The organism is Croceicoccus gelatinilyticus, from assembly GCF_018398395.1.
GTDB lineage: Bacteria > Pseudomonadota > Alphaproteobacteria > Sphingomonadales > Sphingomonadaceae > Croceicoccus > Croceicoccus gelatinilyticus.
On record NZ_JAHCBF010000005.1, the window covers coordinates 243,993 to 261,671 of the forward strand.

The following is a 17,679-nucleotide window of genomic DNA, read 5'->3' on the forward strand; positions in this document are numbered from 1 at the left end:
CCAGTGACAGGAGGATGACCCCCGTGACCCTGATTTCCACCGAACCGGCTACCGGCGCCGAACTCTGGCGCGGTGAACATGGGGACGCTGCTGCCGCCATTGGCCGCGCAAAGGCCGCCTTCCCCGCCTGGGCCGCACGCCCGCTGGCAGAGCGCAAGGCCCTGCTCGAGGCATTTGCAGAGGAAGTGAAGAAGGACGCCGACGCCTTTGCCGAACTGATCGCGCGTGAAACCGGCAAGCCGCTCTGGGAAGCGAAGACCGAAGTCGCCGCCGTTGCCGCCAAGGTCGCGATCTCCGTCCGAGCGCACGAAGAACGCACGGGCGAACGGATCGACGATGCGCCCGGTGGCCGGTCCGCCCTGCGCCACAAGCCGCATGGTGTGATGGCGGTGCTTGGCCCCTACAACTTCCCCGCGCACCTGCCGAACGGCCACATGGTCCCTGCGCTGCTGGCGGGCAACGTCTGCGTGTTCAAGCCGTCGGAGAAGACACCTGCGGTGGGCGAATACCTCGTGAAGCTCTACCACCGCGCGGGCGTCCCCGAAGATGTCGTGCAGTGCGTTGTCGGCGCCGCCGACGTGGGCCGCACGCTGACCAGCGACACGCGCGTCGACGGCGTGCTTTTCACCGGCTCGTCTAACACCGGCATCGCCATCGGAAAGGCGCTGGCAGAGCGCCCCGGCGTGATTTGCGCGCTGGAAATGGGCGGCAACAACCCGCTCGTCATCTGGGATACCGACAAGCTGGCAGAGGCTGCGACGATCATCGTGCAATCGGCCTACACGACCGCCGGCCAGCGCTGCACCGCCGCGCGCCGCCTTATCGTGAAGGACAGCATGGCCGACGCGCTGCTGGCCGAACTGCTCCCGCTGGTCGACCGCATCCGCGTCGGCGCGCCGTTCGACGATCCTCAGCCCTACATGGGTCCGGTAATCGACAACGACGCGGCTGACGGGTTGCAGCGCGGCTATGAACAGCTGGTCGAAATGGGCGCGAAGGTCCTGCGTCCGCTGGAACGGCCCGATCCGGCCCTGCCTCTGCTGACGCCCGCCATCCTCGATGTCACCGGCCTTGAAGGCGTGCCCGACCGTGAACTGTTCGGCCCTGTCCTGCAGATCGTGCGCGTGCCCGATTTCGGCGCGGCGATCGAGGCCGCGAACGACACCGCCTACGGCCTCTCGGCCTCGCTCGTCGGCGGGAGCGAAGAGGAATGGCAGCGGTTCTGGCGCGAAAGCCGCGCCGGCATCGTCAACCGCAACAAGCCGACCAACGGCGCATCGTCCGCCGCTCCCTTTGGTGGCACGGGGCTTTCGGGCAACCACCGCCCGGGCGCATTCTACGCGGCCGACTATTGCTCATACCCCGTCGCTTCTGCCGAAGGGGACGAGATCGAGGCCAGCATCGGTGTCGGCCTGAAGTAAGGGCCAGAAACGCGAAACGCCGCGCCGGTCACCCCGGCGCGGCGTCCCTCTCTCTCACTCATGCGAGCAACCTAGCGGCAGCGCGAGTTGCCCTTGTCGATCTCGCGGCCCAGCAGGGCACCGCCCGCCGCACCAAGGATCGCGCCAAGCGTCTTGTCGCGGGCAACCTCGTTACCGATCAGGCCGCCAACCGCGCCGCCGATCAGCAGGCCGGTCGTGCCGTTGTCGCGCTTGCAGTAGTACCGGCCATCGTTGCCGCGCCACACGCGGGTGTTCCGCGTCACGCGATCACCACGGTAATAGTCGCGGCTGCCGTAACGCTCACCCCGGCGGTCGTAGCGGTCGTAGCGATCGTATCGGTCATGACGATCACGCTTGTGCGCGGCGCTTTCGACTTCATAAGTCGACGCGACGGGGTGATCGAAGGCAGCAGCCTGCGCGGTAGGAACTGCGCCAACGGCCAGAGCAGGCGCGGCGGCGAGGATGAGTCCGGTGCGGAAAATAGGGGAACGGGACATTGCGGGGTACTCCAAATTCAAATCTGTATCTTGATCGCCCATTCAGGAATAGAACCCCTAACCTGAACGCCAAGAAAACAGATCCCCTCGCCCCGTCGAATTGCAGACACGCCCTATCGGAGCCCCGATTTCGGGCCTAGGGCGCAGCGCGTGACTACCGAAAATGAATCGCAGCCCAAACGCGGCCTGCCCTTTGCGCTGGGCGCTTACACCCTTTGGGGTCTGCTCCCGCTCTATCTCGTCTGGCTCAATCCGGTCGATCCGTACCGGCTCGTCGCATGGCGCGTGCTCTGGACGATCCCGATCTGCTTTGCCGCTCTCGCGCTGTTTCGCAATTTCGACAAGCTGAAGGCGGCCTTTGCCAATCGCCGAGCCATCGGGCTGCTGCTGGTGAGCGCGCTGCTGATTACGGTAAACTGGGTCGCCTATATCATCGCGGTACAGGCGGGTCAGTTCTATGCGGCCAGCCTCGGCTATTACATCAACCCGCTCGTTAACGTGCTGCTCGGCACGCTTTTCTTGGGCGAGAAACTTTCGAGGCTGCAGTGGCTAGCCGTCGCGGTCGCGGCGATGGGCATCGGCATCCTAGCCTTCGAGGCAGCGGGCACGCTCTACATCAGCCTTACGCTGGCGTTCTCGTTCGGGCTCTACGGCCTCGTGCGCAAACAGGTGAAGGTGGACGCCCTGCCCGGCCTTACGGTCGAAGTGCTACTGGTCGCGCCGCTCGCGCTCGTGGCATTGGCTGTCGTGCCGGAAGGGGCGGAAGATTTCGGGACGAGCGTTTCGATGTCGCTCCTCCTCATGGGCGCAGGCGTCATGACCGGCGTGCCGCTGCTGCTGTTTGCAACGGCGGCACGGCGCATGACCTATTCGGCGCTGGGCTTCGTGCAGTTCCTCGCGCCGACGATGGTGTTCCTTTCGGGCCTGCTGATCTTCGGCCAGGAACTGGTGACGGCGCAGGCGATCTGCTTCGCCCTGATCTGGACGGCCGTCGCGCTGTTCTGCGCCGATATCGTGATGAAGGGGCGCAGGCGGCGGCTGCAGCCTGACCCCGTCTAGATCAGGCCCGTCCGGTCAGAGCGAGAAAGCAAAGCGCAACGGTTCGCCCTGCGCGCTTTCGCCAAGCTGCCCATCCCACATCGCGACATTGCCGCGAATGATCGTGCCGACGACACGGCCCTTCAGCTCCATCCCCGTGAACGGCGACCAGCCACAGCGCGAGGCCAGCCATTCGTCGGTGATGGTAAAGCTGCCCTTGCGGTCGACAATCGTGAAGTCCGCGTCATAGCCGGTGGCGATGCGCCCCTTGCCGACCAGGCCGAACACGCGCTGCACGCCCGCGCTGGTCATGTCGATCAGGCGTTCGAGCGTCATGCGCCCTTCGAGGACGTGGTTCAGCATCAAAGGCAGAAGCGTCTGCACGCCCGGCATCCCGCTGGGGCTGTTGGGATAGGGCTTGGCCTTTTCCTCAAGCGTGTGCGGCGCATGGTCGGAACCGATCACGTCGGGTACGCCCTGCTGCAGCCAGTGCCAGAGGCCATCGACGTGCGCCTTGCTGCGGATCGGCGGGTTCATCTGCGCATGGCTGCCAAGGCGCGGATAGGCATCCTCGGCATTCAGTGTCAGGTGCTGAGGCGTGACTTCGCATGTCGCCACGTCGCGGTGCTGGGCGATGACTTCCAGTTCGGCAGGCGTGGTCACGTGCAGGATGTGGATCGGACGCTTCGCCTCGCGCGCAAGGCGCAGGATGCGGCGGGTTGCCAGCATCGCCGATTCGTCGTCACGCCAGACCGGGTGGCTCGACGGGTCGTTCTCGACCCGCTCACCCTTGCGCGCGTTCATGCGCTCCTCGTCCTCGGCATGGATGGCGACGCGGCGGCGGCCCGATGCCAGCACGCGGGCAAGGTTCTCGTCCTCTGCCACCAGCAGGCTGCCGGTCGATGCGCCCATGAAGATCTTCACGCCCGCCGTTCCGGGAATGCGCTCCAGCTCGGCAAGGTTCTCGGCGTTTTCAGCCGTCGCGCCGACATAGAAGGCGTGGTCGCACCACATGCGGTGATGGGCGCGCTTCAGCTTGTCGTGGATACGTTCTTCGGTGTCGGTATTGGGGTTGGTGTTCGGCATCTCGAAAACGGCGGTAATGCCGCCCAGAACCGCCGCGCGGCTGCCGCTTTCAAGGTCTTCCTTTTGCTCCAGCCCCGGTTCTCGGAAGTGGACCTGGCTGTCGATGACGCCGGGAAGAATGTCTAGGCCGGTACAATCGACCTTGCGAACGCCGGGATAATGCCCAACTCCAAAGATGCGGCCACCTGCAACGGCGACCTCGGCTTCGACCGGTCCGGACGGCGTGTGCACGGTGCCGCCGCTCAGGACCCACTCGGGGGTTTGGTGCGTATCAGTCATGGTCCTTCATCTAGGAGGGCGCAGGCCATTTGGCAAAGGGACTTGCATGAGCGACGGCTTCACCTCGACACGACTGTGCGACAGGGCGATCATCCGGCTGACCGGAGAGGAAGGCGCAGGCGGCAACGACGTTGCGGAATTCCTGCAAGGCCTCGTCACCAATGATGTGAAAGGCGCGCTGCCGGTCTGGGCCGCATTGCTGAGCGCGCAGGGCAAGGCGCTGTTCGATTTCTTCGTCTGGCCTGCGAAAGACGCACTGCTGATCGATTGCGAGGCTGCCCATGCCGAGGAACTGGCCAAGCGCCTCACACTATATCGCCTGCGCCGCAAGATCGACATCGCGATCGACCCCAAGGTCGCCGTCCACTGGACCGCGCATCGCGGCGACGGCGGCGGCGACGATCCGCGCATGGCGGCGCTGGGCCAGCGCTGGCTGGAACCGGTTGAGGACGACCCCACCGACTGCGCGGATGAGGCCTATCGCAAGCACCGCCTGTCGCTGGGCGTTGTCGAGGGGCGCGAGGAACTCGGCCATGACCAGACGCTCTGGCTCGAATGCAACGCGGTTGAACTGCACGGGGTCAGCTTTTCCAAGGGCTGCTACATCGGGCAGGAAAACACCGCCCGCATGAACTGGCGGCAGAAAGTGAACCGCCGCCTTGTCGTCGTGCCGCTTGAAAAATCGGACGAAAAACGCCGCCGCGTCGCCTATGACGCACACGGTCTTGCCATCGATCACTTGCGCGTGGCCGATGCCGATCCTTCGCTATTCCCGAAATGGCTGCAAGGCGCGCTGACCAGCGCCGAGGACTAGTCCGCCAGCGCCTCTTCCTCGCCGCCGGTCCCTTCGCCGCGCGGCAGGATGGCGACCAGTTGGCGCGTTGCCAGATCGCGAGCATGGCCGTGCGGCAAGTCCAGCGAATCCGCGAGCGTATTACCGATCATCGCCTCGCCCAGCGCTTGAAGGACGAGCGTCATCGTCGCCTCGCGCACTTTCTGCCAGTCCTCTCCCGCCGGACCGATCTGGTCGAGCAGCCCGTGGATCGCGTCAAAAATCGGGTCCAGCGCGTCGCGGTTGCCTGTCACCGCCATCCAGTTCGCAAGCGCGCCTGCGCCCTGAACGCCGAACGCGTCGAAGACCAGGTCCACGATTTCGCGCGCGGTACCCTGCCCCGCGCGGCGAGCCTGCACGGCCTTGCCGATGGTTTCGCACACCGCACCAGCTAGGTGGCCGGCCAAAGCTTTCTGCAATCCGTCCGCGCTGCCGAAATGGTGGAGGAGGTTCGAATGGGTGCGACCGACCTTACCCGCCACGGCCTTGAGCGTGACAGCCTGCGGCCCGTGTTCGATCAAGATTTCAAGCGCCGCATCGAGCGCCATGCGGCGACTGTCAGCCGGGCTGAGACGTTTTCGTATCGTCGTCAAACTCAAGTTACCCCGTACCCCTATGCGCCATGCCTAGCACATCAGCGGCCCAGCGACGAATCGAAGCATAGGGTTGAAGAAGCGCAGCCCATGAGGCCACGCTCCTTCAGACAATTCTCACGAGCCGGTCAGGCGGCGATAGCTGCCATTTCCTCGATCCCGCCGTCCGGGTGCGGCGGGGGAAGCTGTTCGGCAAGCCGGGCCAGCGACTCTTCCGCTTCATCGAACAGGCCCACATGGCGCCACGCAGGCGCGAGCCATAGAACCGGCTCCCACTTGCGGCGGATGACACGGAAACCGGCCGTGCCGATCAGGCGCGCACCGGCAAGGTCCTGCCCCTCGGGCCCCTGGCCGCCGGGGAAGGTGACGACCAACCCCTCACCTTCGGTCTTCAAGGGATCGTGGCGCGCAGGAACGTCGAGCCCGGACAGCCGGACGCGGTCTTCGGGCCAGGCCGGGCGGACGAACAGGTTTTCACTGCGAATGAACATCGCAAAATCACTCCCTGGGAACGCAAGGCGCCGATAGCAGCGATGCGTTGCAATATGGTGGCAACCGGCCCCCGCATGGGACCGAATGCGCGTTCAGGGAGAGCAGAACGAAAAAAGGGAGCGGGGTGACCCCTCTCCCTTTTCAGGCCGACATCAGGTGTCGGCGAGGCCATCCCGCGAAGGATGGCCCTTTATCGACCATCCGATTACTCGGCGGCTTCCGCCAGAGCGTCGACCGACACGAACTTGCGGCCGAGCTTGCCTTCATGGAAGCGTACCTGACCTTCGGTCAGCGCGAACAGCGTGTGATCGCGACCGATGCCGACGTTGTCGCCGGGGTAGAACTTCGTACCGCGCTGACGCACGATGATGTTGCCACCGACGACGGCTTCGCCACCGAACTTCTTCACGCCAAGGCGGCGGCCGACCGAATCGCGACCGTTACGCGACGAACCGCCTGCTTTTTTATGTGCCATGGTTTAGTGCTCCGAATTCGTTGGGCGGCTTAGGCCGCGTCTTCCTGCTTTTCGGTCTTCTTCGCGGGTGCCTTCTTGGCAGCGCCGACCGAAGTGATGCGCAGCAGGGTCATCTGCTGGCGGTGACCGTTCTTGCGACGGTAGTTGTGACGGCGACGCTTCTTGAAGACGATCACCTTCTCCGACTTTGCCTGAGCGATGATTTCGGCCGAGACCGTAACCTTCGAGGCGTCTTCGAGCTTGTCACCTTCGCCTGCGAGAAGCACGTCACCCAGAGTGATCGTGTCGCCGGCTTCGCCTGCCAGCTTCTCGACTGCGATCTTGTCACCTTCGGCAACGCGATACTGCTTGCCGCCTGTACGCACGATTGCGAACATTGTTCACCTGTCTGTTCTGCCGCGAAGCCACGACCCGACGTCAATGCGCCGATGTTGTATCCGTGCCGATCTGCGGGCGTTTATTTCCGGCAAGGCGAAAAAACGAAGCCAGTGCCGGATTGAGCGGTGCCCGTTACTGGAGAAGCCGCCCGCTGTCAACGCGCGATTGGCGGTTTCCGGCCATCCGGGGCCACCTTTGTCCGGTGCCATGCAAGGTGGTGGCTGGCACCGCGAAATCAAGCTGCTATGGGAGAGGCGATGTCGCATCTTCGCAACCACGCCGCCCGCCTGCTCGTCCTCGCCTGCGCAAGTGCCGCGCTCTCGGCCTGTGCCAGCACTTCGTCGAAGTACCCCTCGCTCGCCGTGCGCGATGCAGAGCGGATGACCGGCAGCGCCGAGCCTGCAGAACCCGACGTGACCGCGCCGGTCACGCCCCCTGCCCCGCCCGCTGACCTTCCCGGCCGCCTCGCCGCGATCGAGAAGATGGCCTACGCCTCGCATGAGACGTTCCTTGCCCGCGAGGCGACCGCCCGTGCCAAGGCGCGCTCTGCCTCGGGTGCGGCTCCGGGCACGCTGGCATGGTCGGATGCGGAAGTCGCGCTCTCCAGCCTCGAATCCGCGCGCAGCGACACGATGTTCGCACTGGCCGATCTCGATTCGCTGCTGGCAGTGGGCGCGGTCGACGAAGCCGACAGCGGCAACCCTGCCGGCCTGCCGCAAATCGTCACCTTGCGCGAAAAGGTCGAAGGCCTGATCGCGGCAGAGGACGCGGTGCTGGAAAGCCTGCGCGGCCGCTGATCAGCCCGCGATGACGAGCTGGCCGGTCACGCCCTCGTTACCCGACAGGAAATCGATCGCGGCCTGAAGCGCCGCATCATCCCCGCCAGCCAGACGCGAAACGCCGTTGACGCGCAGCGGCGCATATTTGCGGGCGAGCGCGGCAAGCGCCTCCTTGCGCCAGCGGTGCGGCTTTTCCTCGGCAGCACCGAATTGCAGGATCACGCCCGAGCCACCGGCAAGGGCATCCTCGATCCCCGGCAGGTACTCGGCATGAAAGCGGGCGGCGGCGGCCAGCGGCTCTGCATCGCCCAGAGGCACGGGGATCACACGCAGGGGGATCGCCCTTTCAGGCATCAACGCCGGTTCCGCACCAGCGTCATGCCGATCTTCTCGTCCGCCTCGGCAATGGCGAGCTTCACGATCTTCACCTTCACCTGGTTCACGCGGTCGTCCTGCAGGAACAGCGTCTCGCAGATATGCTCGGCCACGGCCTCGATCAGCTTGAAGTGGACGCCTTCGGGCAAGGCACCGCTCGCCGCGAATTTGAGGTCCATGTAGTTCTTGCTGGCCGACAGCGGGGTATCGGGGTCGAACCGTTCGGGCATGGTCAGATCGACCGCGATCGAGATGCGCAGCGGCTGCGGCTTGCCGGTTTCTTCCGAGTAGATCCCGGTCAGGACGTCGACGACGAAATCCTCGACTTCGAGTGTCAGGCTGTCGCTCATCATCAGTTCCCGTCGTTGACCCAGCGCGCAAAGATCGCGGTCGGCAGGATGCGCCCGCCCTCACCCACTTCGCGCACGGCAAGCTCACCATGTTCGATCCGGCCCGGCAGCCCTGCGAATTTCTCGGCCAGCAGGCCCGCCAGCGCAAGCGAACTCATCCGCACGGCATAGGCGGTGAGGAAGAGGAAACGCGAATCGGCGTCGAGCAGGCTGCGGCAGTCGGTGACGAGGCCGGGCAAGCCGTCCTCAATGCGCCAGACCTCGCCGCCCGGGCCGCGACCGAACTTCGGCGGATCGAGGATGATGCCGTCATAGCGGCGTTCGCGGCGCACCTCGCGCGCGGCGAATTTCGCGGCATCGTCGACAAGCCAGCGGATCGGCGCATCGTCCATGCCCGACGCGGCGGCATTGTCGCGCGCTTGGGCCACCGATTTCTTGCTGGCATCGACGTGCGCAACCCGGCCACGGCGGGCAAGGCTCAGCGATCCGACGCCGGTATAGCCGAACAGGTTGAGCGCGTGCGGATCGACCAGCCCTTCAAGCTGAGCGTCCATCCAGTCCCACACCGGCGCCATGTCGGGGAAGAAGCCGAGGTGGCGGAAAGGCGTGCACTGCGCGGTGAAGCTCACCTCGCGCCACGACAGCGGCCAGCCATCACGCGGCACTTTCGTGTTGAAGTGCCAGCGCCCGCCGCCATCTTCGTCACTGGCGGGGATGAACTCGCCGTCGGCCTGCCAATCCTTCGTTCGCGGCGTCCACATCGCCTGCGGTTCGGGGCGGATGAAGCGGAACGGGCCGTAGCTTTCCAGCTTGCGACCGTTCCCGCTGTCGAGCAGGCGGTAACCGTCCCAGCCCTCGCCTGCGAGCAGGATCGGGTTTTCGACCAGTTCCGCCATTACAGCGGGCTCGGCGTGGCCCGTTCGGCGACGAATTCGGCAACGGCCTCGTAAGTGCCGGGAAGTTCGCTGAAGGCTTCCTCACGCTCGTAAAGGTCGCCCACGCGCGGGGGCAGGACGGGCTTTTCGCCGATCGCCTTTTCGACCGCGGGGCCGAACTTGGCCGGATGCGCGGTGGCCAGCGTCACCATCGGCACGCCTGCGGGAAGCTTGGTCTCAAGCGCGGCGTGAAGCCCGATCGCGGTGTGCGGATCGATGACTTCGCCGCAATTGTCCCATGCCCAGCGCATGGCATCGGCGGTCTGCCCGGCATCGGCGCGCGCGCTGGTGAACAGGGCGGCGGCGCCGTCGCGCTGCGTATTGGTAAGCTGCATCGCCTTCGATGCCTCGAAGCCCTTCATCTGGTCCGCCATGGCCAGACCGTCGCGCCCGCCCGCATCGAAGAGCAGGCGTTCGAAGTTCGAGGAGACCTGGATGTCCATCGAGGGTGCATCGGTCGGCGTGACGCCGTGGGCCGAATAGTCGCCGGTGGAGATCGCGCGGTGCAGGATGTCGTTGACGTTGGTGGCAACGACGAGGCGTTCGATCGGCAGCCCCATCTTCGCCGCGACATAGCCTGCGAAGACGTCGCCGAAGTTGCCCGTCGGCACCGAGAACGCGACCTTGCGATACGGTGCGCCAAGCTGGACGCCGGCGGCGAAGTAATAGACGACCTGCGCCATCAGGCGCGCCCAGTTGATCGAGTTCACCGCGCTGATGCGGAAACGGTCGGTCATCGCGGTGTCCGCGAACATCCGCTTCACCATCGCCTGCGCATCGTCGAAGCTGCCTTCGATGGCGATGTTGTGGACGTTGGGCGCGATCACGCTCGTCATCTGGCGGCGCTGCACTTCGGACACGCGGCCCTTGGGGTGCAGCATGAAGATGTCGATCTTGTCACGCCCCGCCACCGCGTCGATCGCGGCCGAACCCGTATCGCCGCTGGTCGCGCCGACGATGGTCAGGTGTTGATCGCTGTTCTTGAGGAATTCCTCGAACAGGAGGCCGAGCAGCTGGAGCGCGACGTCCTTGAAGGCCAGCGTCGGGCCGTGGAAAAGCTCAAGCAGCCACTGGGTCTCGTCAAACTGCTTGAGCGGGGTGACCGCCTTGTGCGCGAAGCGGCCATAAGCCTGCGTCGTCAGTTCAAGCAGGCGATCGGGCGCAATGCATTCGCCGATGAAGGGCTGCATGACCCTGGCGGCCAGTTCGGCATAGGGCAGGCCGGCGAGCGCGGCGATCTCGTCTTTCGAAAAGCTAGGCCATGCGCGCGGCACATAGAGGCCACCGTCGCTGGCAAGCCCTGCCAGCGTGACCCCGCGGAAATCGAGCGCCGGTGCGCTGCCCCTCGTCGAAACGTATTCCATGGGGCGCGCGCCTAGCCCTGCTAGCCCTTGCGCGCAAGACGCCGTTTGAGCGCAAGCGCGTAGATCACGAGCGCGGTGGCTGCGAAAAAGAACCACTGGATCGCATAGGCCCAGTGATTGTTCGGGATTTCCGACGGGTTGGGCTTTGCCAGCGGCTCAAGGCCAGCCTGCGGCTCATTCGCCACCAGGCGGACGGTTTCGCCCAGCGGTGCGATGGTGCCGGTGACCGTTCCGCCGTTCCATTCGGGCGGCGTGGGATTACGGCTCCACCCGATCGCGATCTCCGCCTCGCCCCCGTCGACGGCGCACTGCGCGGCCATCGCCCATCCGGCCTCGCCCGAAGTATTGCGCCCACTCATCGCCCCTTGCGACAGCACTTCGCGGCATTCGAGCGTGGACTGGCGATAGAGCCAGCGCTGCGGATCGGCATCGGTCAGCGGGAAATTCACAGCAGCCGGGTTATCCAAGGCCCCGTCGTAATAGGCGAGAAGCGCCTCCTTCTCGGCCTTGCGGTCAAGCTGCCACAGGCCAAGCCCGATCATCGTCGCGACAGCAGCCAGAACGATGACCGTCGGGATCAGGGGAAATTTACGGCTCACTGGTCCTCATCGTGCGGAGTGCGGGTGCCGTCGGTTTCCAGGCTGCCCGCCTCACGCGCGCTGCGCTGGTATTCGACGATCAGCAGCATGCCCTTTGCGATGCGCAGGCCATAGAGCACCATGCCGATCGTCAAAGGAACCCAGAGGATCACGTGGACCCAGAATGGCGGGTGGAACGACTGGTCGACCACGATGGCAAGGATCGCCAGCACCGTGCCGATGGCCAGCGTCAGGAACGCGGCAGGGCCGTCTCCGACGTTGAAGCGGGAATAGTCGAGCCCGCACGACGAACACCGGTCGGCAAAGCTCACGATGCTCTTGAACAAAGTACGAGAGCCGCAGCGCGGGCATTCGCCCATCGCCGCGGCTTTCATGAGATTGGCGGAAGCGGGAAGTTCGACCTTGCGATCCTCTCCGCCATCCGGGCCGTCAGTCATCAGTGGTATTCGGCGCCCGCGCCGCCCCAGATGTAGATCGCGACGAAGAGGAACAGCCACACGACGTCGACGAAGTGCCAGTACCAGGCAGCCGCTTCGAAGCCGAAGTGCTGCTTGGGCGTGAAGTGGCCCTTGTAGGCGCGCACGAGGCACACGACCAGCATGATGGTGCCGACGATCACGTGGAAGCCGTGGAAGCCAGTCGCCATGTAGAAGGCCGAGCCGTAGGTGTTCTCACCGAACGGGAACGGCGCATGCATGTATTCGTAAGCCTGGATGAACGAGAACACGACGCCGAGGATGACAGTCGCCCACAGGCCCTTCTTCAGGCCATCACGGTCGCCGTTGATCAGCGAGTGGTGAGCCCAGGTAACGGTCGTGCCCGAGCAGAGCAGGATCAGCGTGTTGAGCAGCGGGAGGTCCCACGGATTCATCACGGCTTCGATCGCCTTGGGCGGCCACTGGCCGTCGACAACCTCGGTCAGGGCCGAGGGGAAGAGCGAGAAGTCGAAGAATGCCCAGAACCAGCCGACGAAGAACATCACTTCCGAAGCGATGAACAGGATCATGCCGTAACGCTGGTGAAGCTGCACCACCGGGGTGTGATCGCCCGCGTGCGCTTCCTTGATGATGTTGCCGAACCAGCTGAACATCGAGATGATCAGGCCGAGGAAACCGGCGATCAGCAGGTAGGTGCCGAACGGGTAGTCGTGCATGAAGAAGGCAAGACCCGTCGTCATCACGAAGGCGCTGACCGAAGTGATGAGCGGCCAGGGATCTGCCGGCAGAATGTGGTAATCGTGGTTCTTAGCGCCGGCCATTATACGGTCCCCTGAGTTTCCAGCCTTTGAGCACTGCGGATCCGCGAACGGTTCCGCCCAATCGGTTTGAGGGGGCCTTTAACCCCGCCTGCGCGCCCGGTCCAGAGCCTTTGCGCGCCTTTTCGCCGGTTAGCGGTCAGCTATCCGCGCTTTCGTAGAAGGTATAGCTGAGCGTGACCGCCCCGACATCCTTCGTATCCGGGTCGTTCAGGTATTCCGGATCGATGTAGAAAAGCACCGGCATCCGCATTTCCTGCCCGGGTTTCAGCGTCTGCTGCGTAAAGCAGAAACACTGGATCTTGTTGAAATAGATCCCCGCCTGCGTCGGCGTGACGTTGAAGGTCGCCGTGCCGGTAACGGGTTTGTCGGAATCGTTGCGCGCTACGAAAGTGGCCATGTCGCGCTGGCCGATCGTTACTTTCTGCTTGGGACGTTCGGGCCGGAATTCCCACGGAAGGCCCGGATCGGTGTTGGCGTCGAATCGCACCGTGATCATCTTGCCGGTCGCGGCCTGAACGGTGGCCGCCTGTGCCTCGTCCACGCGCTGCGTCGTGCCGCCAAGGCCAGTGACCTGGCAAAAGATGCGGTAAAGCGGGACCGAGGCATAACCGAGGCCCAGCATGGCGACCGCGATGCCGAGCGCGAACATGCCGACGCGAAGGTTGCTCTTCGGTGCAGGATTGTCCCCGCTCACGGTTGCGTCTGCCGTGCTCACCGCGCAGCCTCCTGCTCCGCCTGATAGGCCGCGATGTCGTCCTTGTCGGGGAAGCGCACGATGGTGAGCGCGAAGAACAGGATCACGAGGCCAAGCAGAACGAGGCCCAATGCCTTGTTCCGGCTCTTGCGGCGCGCTTCGAGTTGCTTCTGATCTTCGGGGGTCATGCGATCAGTCCTGCGTTGTAGATGAGTCTGTCGGCAACCAAGGCGCCAAACAATGCGAAGAGATAAAGGATCGAGAAGGCGAAGAGCCGCTTTTCAGGCTTCATCGCGTCTTCTTCTGCGCTGGTGCGAAGGCCGACCGGCACCGACAGCGCGACGAAGGCGATCGACAGCAGCGCTGCGCTGACCGCGTAGATCAGGCCGACCGAGCCGAGATACCATGGCGCGAGTGCAAAGGGCACGAGCAGGATGGCGTAGATCAGGATCTGGCGGCGGGTCGATTTCTCGCCCGCGACGACCGGCATCATCGGGATGCCGACCTTGGCGTAATCGGTCTTCACGAACAGCGCGAGCGCCCAGAAGTGCGGCGGGGTCCACATGAAGATGATCGCGAAAAGCACGATCGGCATCAGCGTGACATCACCCGTCACCGCGACCCAGCCGATCAGCGGCGGAAAGGCCCCTGCCCCACCGCCAACGACGATGTTCTGCGGAGTGCGCGGCTTCAGCCAGATCGTGTAGACGACGGCGTAATAGACAATGGAAACAGCCAGCAGCGCGGCCGTAAGCCAACCTGCCGACAGCCCCATGACGATCACCGATCCCGCCGAAAGCGCAATGCCGAAATCGCGTGCGTCGGTGCGCGCCATGCGCCCAGCGGGAATGGGCCGCTTTGCCGTGCGCTTCATCTGCGCGTCGATCTCGGCCTCGTACCACTGGTTCAGCGCCGCCGCGCCGCCTGCGCCCACCGCGATGCAAAGGATCACGATCGCGCCGATGACGGGGTGAATGCTACCCGGTGCCGCAAGCAGGCCGCACAAGCCGGTGAAGACGACCAGCGTCATCACGCGCGGCTTCGTCAGCGCGAGGAAATCGCGCCAGTCGCTGGGGATCAGTACGGAATGATCGGTGGTGATCATCGGAGCCCTATGAACCATGCGGTCCGGTGTTGGAAGCCCGCCCTTGGACGAACATCATGCCTCAAACAGAACGCCCCGGGATCAGATCCCGGGGCGCCTTGGTGATCGCGGTGTCCCGGTGCCTCAGTGGGCGCCGGCCTTGTCGTCGATGACCGGCAGGGTCTCGAACTGGTGGAACGGCGGCGGGCTGGACAGCGTCCATTCCAGCGTCGTGGCACCTTCACCCCAATAGTTCGGGGCAGCCTTCTTGCCGGCGATCAGCGAGTAGAAGACGTTGATGAAGAAGATCACGATCGAGATAGCCATGATCTCATAACCGCGCGTCGCGATCTCGTTCCACAGCGTATAGGCCGGGGTATAGTCGGGGTAACGACGCGGCATGCCCTGCATCCCGAGGAAGTGCATCGGGAAGAACAGCGTGTTCACGCCCACGAAGAAGACGATAAACTGCAGCTTCGAGAGGAACTCGGAGTGCATTTTGCCGAACATCTTCGGGAACCAGTACCACCAGCCAGCGAAGAGAGCGGTAACCGCACCCAGCGACAGCACGTAGTGGAAGTGCGCGACGACGTAGTAGGTGTCGTGCAGGTTGTCGTCGATGCCGCCGTTGGCCAGCACGACACCCGTGACGCCGCCGACGGTGAAGAGGAAGATGAAGCCAAGGGCCCACCACATGGGCGACTTGAATTCAAGGCTGCCGCCCCACATCGTCGCGATCCACGAGAAGATCTTGATGCCGGTCGGTACCGCGATGACCATCGTGGCGGCCGTGAAGTACATCTTCTCGTTCACCGAGAGGCCGACCGTGTACATGTGGTGTGCCCACACGATGAAGCCGACGACGCCGATGGCGACCATGGCGTAAGCCATGCCGAGGTAGCCGAAGACCGGCTTGCGGCTGAAGGTCGAGACGATCTGGGAGATGATGCCGAAGCCCGGCAGGATCATGATGTAGACTTCGGGGTGACCGAAGAACCAGAACAGGTGCTGGTACAGGATCGGATCGCCGCCACCGGCCGGATCGAAGAACGTCGTACCGAAGTTACGATCGGTCAGCAGCATGGTGATGGCTGCGGCCAGGACCGGAAGGGCCAAGAGCAGCAGGAAGGCGGTAACCAGCACAGACCACACGAACAGCGGCATCTTGTGCAGGGTCATGCCCGGCGCACGCATGTTGAAGATGGTGGTGATGAAGTTGATCGCGCCCATGATCGAGCTAGCACCGGCAAGGTGCAGCGCGAAGATGGCGAAGTTCACCGACGGTCCGGGCGAGCCCGAAGTCGAGAGCGGAGCGTAAACGGTCCAGCCGGTACCCGCGCCGTTGCCCGTACCGCCCGGCACGAAAGCCGAGATCATCAGCGAGCAGAAAGCGACGAACGTCAGCCAGAACGAGATGTTGTTCATGCGCGGGAAGGCCATGTCCGGCGCGCCGATCATGATCGGAACGAACCAGTTGCCGAAACCGCCGATGACGGCCGGCATGACCATGAAGAAGACCATGATAAGGCCGTGGGCCGAGATCAGGACGTTCCACAGGTGCAGCGTTTCGTCGAAGTTGGCACCGTCACCGCCGAGGAACGTGGTCCACCAGCCGAGATACTGGATGCCCGGTTCGGCGAGTTCGGCACGCATGATGCCGGAAATCGCACCACCGACGACGCCCGCGAAGATCGCGAAGATCAGGTAGAGGGTGCCGATGTCCTTGTGGTTGGTGGACATGAACCAGCGCTGGAAAAACGGCGGCTTGTGATCTGCGTGGCTGTGCAGATCGTGCGCGTCATCGTGTGCCGGCAGCGTTTCGGGGGTTGCTGTGGTAGCCATGATCTTACCCTATGCGGAAATCTGGTCAGGCCGTCGTAACGTCGGCGGCGGCGGGCTCTTCGCCCTCGGTGGTGACTTCGGCGTCGCCTTCTTCGGCAGCGGCAGGAGCCTCGGCAGCCTCATCGGCGCCGGCGAGTTCACCACCCTGCTCAAGGACCCATGCCTCGAACTGCTCCTTGGGAAGAGCTTCGACCGTGATCGGCATGTAGCCGTGGCGCACGCCGCAAAGTTCCGAGCACTGGCCGTAGTAGACGCCCGGCTCCTTGATGAAGAGAGCCTTCTCGTTCAGGCGACCGGGAACCGCGTCCAGCTTGAACCAGAGCGAGGGAACCGCGAACGAGTGGATCACATCCATACCGATGGTCTGGATGCGGATCGGAACGCCGGCGGGGACGACCATGCGGTTGTCGACGGCGAGCTGGGCGGGTTCGCCGCGAGCGATCGCCTCTTCTTCGGGCAGCATGTTCGAGATGACTTCGAAGCCGCCGTTATCGGGATATTCGTAGCCCCAGTACCACTGGTAGCCGTTGACCTTCACGGTCAGCGCGTCTTCCGGCGGCGATTCGTACTGCTTGGCCAGCAGGTCGATCGAGGGAACGGCGATGCCGAGAAGGATGAGAACCGGAACGCCGGTCCAGATCACTTCGATCAGCGTGTTGTGGCTGGTCTTCGACGGATTCGGGTTCTTGCCGCGGCGATAGCGCACCATGACCCAAAGCAGCAGGAGAAGAACGAAAAGCGAGATAACCGTGATAAGCGGCATCAGGAGCGCATCGTGCATCCATGCGCCGTAATCGCCGATCGGCGAATACTGGTCCTGGAACCAGACGCCGCCGTCGACGGGCATGCCCTTGCCATCGGTCGGAGCCATCGGGACATAACCGCCCGCTGCTTCGGCCGCGGCCTCGGTCGCCTCGGCAACGGGTGCCTCGGTGGTCGCTACTGCGGCGAGAGCCGCCTGCGGCAGGAGGGCGAGCGTCGTCGCGGCCCCTGCAATATACTGAACTGTGCGGCGGATTCCCATCACCAGTCTGTCGCCTTCCTGCGTCGTTCCAACTGTATTCCAGCCCCCTTCGCCTGTGCTGCACCACGCCCGAACGCGATACAAAACACCCCTTGAAGGTCCGCTTGCGAGGGGGCCTATACGCGCGCTTGCGGCCTGTCTCAAGCACCTCTAGGGGATATTTTTGCACTGCGGCGCGGCAGTCGGTCCATCGCACCATTGGCCCAGACCGTCGCAGCGGCACTAATATGGCCCAGTTCAGCGGCCCAAAGGCCCCGGGAAAG

21 protein-coding genes and 1 pseudogene are annotated in these 17,679 nt (G+C 64.3%); 4 read left to right on the forward strand and 18 right to left on the reverse strand.

Annotated elements, in window-relative coordinates:
* The first annotated feature begins 14 nt into the window (after window positions 1-14).
* Window positions 15-1,421, forward strand: coding sequence for a succinylglutamate-semialdehyde dehydrogenase (gene astD / locus KIH45_RS12560; RefSeq protein ID WP_213176358.1), 1,407 nt, complete (start codon window positions 15-17; stop codon window positions 1,419-1,421).
* A gap of 71 nt (window positions 1,422-1,492) precedes the next feature.
* Here the strand turns inward: astD and KIH45_RS12565 are convergent, their stop codons facing one another.
* Window positions 1,493-1,939 (reverse strand): glycine zipper 2TM domain-containing protein, encoded by a 447-nt coding sequence (locus tag KIH45_RS12565; RefSeq protein WP_213176360.1) that lies wholly within the window; start codon window positions 1,937-1,939, stop codon window positions 1,493-1,495.
* A gap of 150 nt (window positions 1,940-2,089) precedes the next feature.
* On the opposite strand from KIH45_RS12565, the gene rarD reads away from it, so the two are divergent.
* Complete coding sequence (gene rarD / locus KIH45_RS12570) at window positions 2,090-2,998, forward strand: EamA family transporter RarD (protein ID WP_337925481.1); 909 nt, start codon at window positions 2,090-2,092, stop codon at window positions 2,996-2,998.
* Window positions 2,999-3,013: 15 nt separating this feature from the next.
* Here rarD and KIH45_RS12575 read toward each other — a convergent pair whose 3' ends face one another.
* Window positions 3,014-4,342: a dihydroorotase gene (locus tag KIH45_RS12575; RefSeq protein ID WP_213176361.1), complete on the reverse strand. Its 1,329-nt coding sequence runs from the start codon at window positions 4,340-4,342 to the stop codon at window positions 3,014-3,016.
* A 46-nt stretch (window positions 4,343-4,388) separates the two neighbouring features.
* Here KIH45_RS12575 and ygfZ point away from each other — a divergent pair, with 46 nt between their 5' ends.
* Window positions 4,389-5,156, forward strand: coding sequence for a CAF17-like 4Fe-4S cluster assembly/insertion protein YgfZ (ygfZ, locus tag KIH45_RS12580; RefSeq protein WP_213176362.1), 768 nt, complete (start codon window positions 4,389-4,391; stop codon window positions 5,154-5,156).
* On the opposite strand, the gene KIH45_RS12585 is transcribed toward ygfZ, so the two are convergent.
* The 4 genes and pseudogenes from KIH45_RS12585 to rplU form a co-directional block, all read right to left on the reverse strand.
* Entirely contained in the window at window positions 5,153-5,767 is a 615-nt protein-coding gene (locus tag KIH45_RS12585; RefSeq protein WP_225899906.1) for a TetR family transcriptional regulator, read from the reverse strand. The genes ygfZ and KIH45_RS12585 overlap by 4 nt on opposite strands.
* Window positions 5,768-5,895: 128 nt before the next feature.
* Window positions 5,896-6,258 carry a hypothetical protein gene (locus tag KIH45_RS12590; protein ID WP_213176363.1) on the reverse strand — a complete coding sequence of 121 codons (363 nt, stop codon included), beginning with the start codon at window positions 6,256-6,258 and terminating at the stop codon, window positions 5,896-5,898.
* A 206-nt stretch (window positions 6,259-6,464) separates the two neighbouring features.
* Entirely contained in the window at window positions 6,465-6,734 is a 270-nt protein-coding gene (rpmA, locus tag KIH45_RS12595; protein WP_144098155.1) for a 50S ribosomal protein L27, read from the reverse strand.
* Window positions 6,735-6,766: 32 nt separating this feature from the next.
* Window positions 6,767-7,111: pseudogene (gene rplU / locus KIH45_RS12600) on the reverse strand (50S ribosomal protein L21); the annotation flags it as partial.
* Between the two features lie 258 nt (window positions 7,112-7,369).
* Between rplU and KIH45_RS12605 the strand changes: the two are divergent.
* The gene (locus KIH45_RS12605; RefSeq protein ID WP_213176365.1) at window positions 7,370-7,909 is read left to right on the forward strand and encodes a hypothetical protein; all 540 of its coding nucleotides are present in this window, start codon (window positions 7,370-7,372) and stop codon (window positions 7,907-7,909) included.
* Here KIH45_RS12605 and KIH45_RS12610 read toward each other — a convergent pair whose 3' ends face one another.
* From KIH45_RS12610 to coxB, 12 genes are all read right to left on the reverse strand, one after another.
* Window positions 7,910-8,245 (reverse strand): Rossmann fold domain-containing protein, encoded by a 336-nt coding sequence (locus tag KIH45_RS12610; RefSeq protein WP_213176366.1) that lies wholly within the window; start codon window positions 8,243-8,245, stop codon window positions 7,910-7,912. It abuts the gene before it with no gap.
* The gene (locus KIH45_RS12615) at window positions 8,245-8,616 is read right to left on the reverse strand and encodes a dihydroneopterin aldolase (RefSeq protein WP_213176368.1); all 372 of its coding nucleotides are present in this window, start codon (window positions 8,614-8,616) and stop codon (window positions 8,245-8,247) included. The genes KIH45_RS12610 and KIH45_RS12615 overlap by 1 nt, the downstream gene beginning before the upstream one ends.
* Window positions 8,617-8,618: 2 nt before the next feature.
* A complete protein-coding gene (locus tag KIH45_RS12620; protein WP_213176372.1) occupies window positions 8,619-9,512 on the reverse strand; it encodes a class I SAM-dependent methyltransferase in 894 nt (297 codons plus the stop codon).
* On the reverse strand, window positions 9,512-10,915 hold the full coding sequence (gene thrC, locus KIH45_RS12625; protein WP_213176374.1) for a threonine synthase: 1,404 nt from the start codon (window positions 10,913-10,915) through the stop codon (window positions 9,512-9,514). The genes KIH45_RS12620 and thrC overlap by 1 nt, the downstream gene beginning before the upstream one ends.
* Before the next feature lie 20 nt (window positions 10,916-10,935).
* Window positions 10,936-11,514 carry an SURF1 family protein gene (locus tag KIH45_RS12630; RefSeq protein WP_337925483.1) on the reverse strand — a complete coding sequence of 193 codons (579 nt, stop codon included), beginning with the start codon at window positions 11,512-11,514 and terminating at the stop codon, window positions 10,936-10,938.
* On the reverse strand, window positions 11,511-11,951 hold the full coding sequence (locus tag KIH45_RS12635; RefSeq protein ID WP_420481938.1) for a DUF983 domain-containing protein: 441 nt from the start codon (window positions 11,949-11,951) through the stop codon (window positions 11,511-11,513). Before KIH45_RS12635 ends, KIH45_RS12630 begins: the two co-directional genes overlap by 4 nt.
* Window positions 11,951-12,772, reverse strand: a complete 822-nt coding sequence (locus KIH45_RS12640) for a cytochrome c oxidase subunit 3 (protein WP_213176376.1) — start codon at window positions 12,770-12,772, stop codon at window positions 11,951-11,953. Before KIH45_RS12640 ends, KIH45_RS12635 begins: the two co-directional genes overlap by 1 nt.
* A gap of 136 nt (window positions 12,773-12,908) precedes the next feature.
* Window positions 12,909-13,466, reverse strand: a complete 558-nt coding sequence (locus KIH45_RS12645) for a cytochrome c oxidase assembly protein (protein ID WP_337925488.1) — start codon at window positions 13,464-13,466, stop codon at window positions 12,909-12,911.
* A 17-nt stretch (window positions 13,467-13,483) separates the two neighbouring features.
* Window positions 13,484-13,654, reverse strand: coding sequence for a hypothetical protein (locus tag KIH45_RS12650; RefSeq protein ID WP_213176379.1), 171 nt, complete (start codon window positions 13,652-13,654; stop codon window positions 13,484-13,486).
* Window positions 13,651-14,571 carry a heme o synthase gene (locus tag KIH45_RS12655; RefSeq protein WP_213176381.1) on the reverse strand — a complete coding sequence of 307 codons (921 nt, stop codon included), beginning with the start codon at window positions 14,569-14,571 and terminating at the stop codon, window positions 13,651-13,653. Before KIH45_RS12655 ends, KIH45_RS12650 begins: the two co-directional genes overlap by 4 nt.
* 123 nt (window positions 14,572-14,694) lie before the next feature.
* Entirely contained in the window at window positions 14,695-16,392 is a 1,698-nt protein-coding gene (ctaD, locus tag KIH45_RS12660) for a cytochrome c oxidase subunit I (protein WP_213176383.1), read from the reverse strand.
* 25 nt (window positions 16,393-16,417) lie between these two features.
* Window positions 16,418-17,416, reverse strand: a complete 999-nt coding sequence (coxB, locus tag KIH45_RS12665) for a cytochrome c oxidase subunit II (protein ID WP_213176486.1) — start codon at window positions 17,414-17,416, stop codon at window positions 16,418-16,420.
* Window positions 17,417-17,679: the final 263 nt, after the last annotated feature.

Coding starts and splice junctions, on each gene's coding strand:
- astD (WP_213176358.1), top strand. CDS start 15: ATGACCCCCGTGACCCTGATTTCCACCGAACCGGCTACCGGCGCCGAA.
- KIH45_RS12565 (WP_213176360.1), bottom strand. CDS start 1,939: ATGTCCCGTTCCCCTATTTTCCGCACCGGACTCATCCTCGCCGCCGCG.
- KIH45_RS12575 (WP_213176361.1), bottom strand. CDS start 4,342: ATGACTGATACGCACCAAACCCCCGAGTGGGTCCTGAGCGGCGGCACC.
- ygfZ (WP_213176362.1), top strand. CDS start 4,389: ATGAGCGACGGCTTCACCTCGACACGACTGTGCGACAGGGCGATCATC.
- KIH45_RS12590 (WP_213176363.1), bottom strand. CDS start 6,258: ATGTTCATTCGCAGTGAAAACCTGTTCGTCCGCCCGGCCTGGCCCGAA.
- rpmA (WP_144098155.1), bottom strand. CDS start 6,734: ATGGCACATAAAAAAGCAGGCGGTTCGTCGCGTAACGGTCGCGATTCG.
- KIH45_RS12605 (WP_213176365.1), top strand. CDS start 7,370: ATGTCGCATCTTCGCAACCACGCCGCCCGCCTGCTCGTCCTCGCCTGC.
- KIH45_RS12610 (WP_213176366.1), bottom strand. CDS start 8,245: ATGCCTGAAAGGGCGATCCCCCTGCGTGTGATCCCCGTGCCTCTGGGC.
- KIH45_RS12615 (WP_213176368.1), bottom strand. CDS start 8,616: ATGAGCGACAGCCTGACACTCGAAGTCGAGGATTTCGTCGTCGACGTC.
- KIH45_RS12620 (WP_213176372.1), bottom strand. CDS start 9,512: ATGGCGGAACTGGTCGAAAACCCGATCCTGCTCGCAGGCGAGGGCTGG.
- thrC (WP_213176374.1), bottom strand. CDS start 10,915: ATGGAATACGTTTCGACGAGGGGCAGCGCACCGGCGCTCGATTTCCGC.
- KIH45_RS12635 (WP_420481938.1), bottom strand. CDS start 11,951: ATGACTGACGGCCCGGATGGCGGAGAGGATCGCAAGGTCGAACTTCCC.
- KIH45_RS12640 (WP_213176376.1), bottom strand. CDS start 12,772: ATGGCCGGCGCTAAGAACCACGATTACCACATTCTGCCGGCAGATCCC.
- KIH45_RS12650 (WP_213176379.1), bottom strand. CDS start 13,654: ATGACCCCCGAAGATCAGAAGCAACTCGAAGCGCGCCGCAAGAGCCGG.
- KIH45_RS12655 (WP_213176381.1), bottom strand. CDS start 14,571: ATGATCACCACCGATCATTCCGTACTGATCCCCAGCGACTGGCGCGAT.
- ctaD (WP_213176383.1), bottom strand. CDS start 16,392: ATGGCTACCACAGCAACCCCCGAAACGCTGCCGGCACACGATGACGCG.
- coxB (WP_213176486.1), bottom strand. CDS start 17,416: ATGGGAATCCGCCGCACAGTTCAGTATATTGCAGGGGCCGCGACGACG.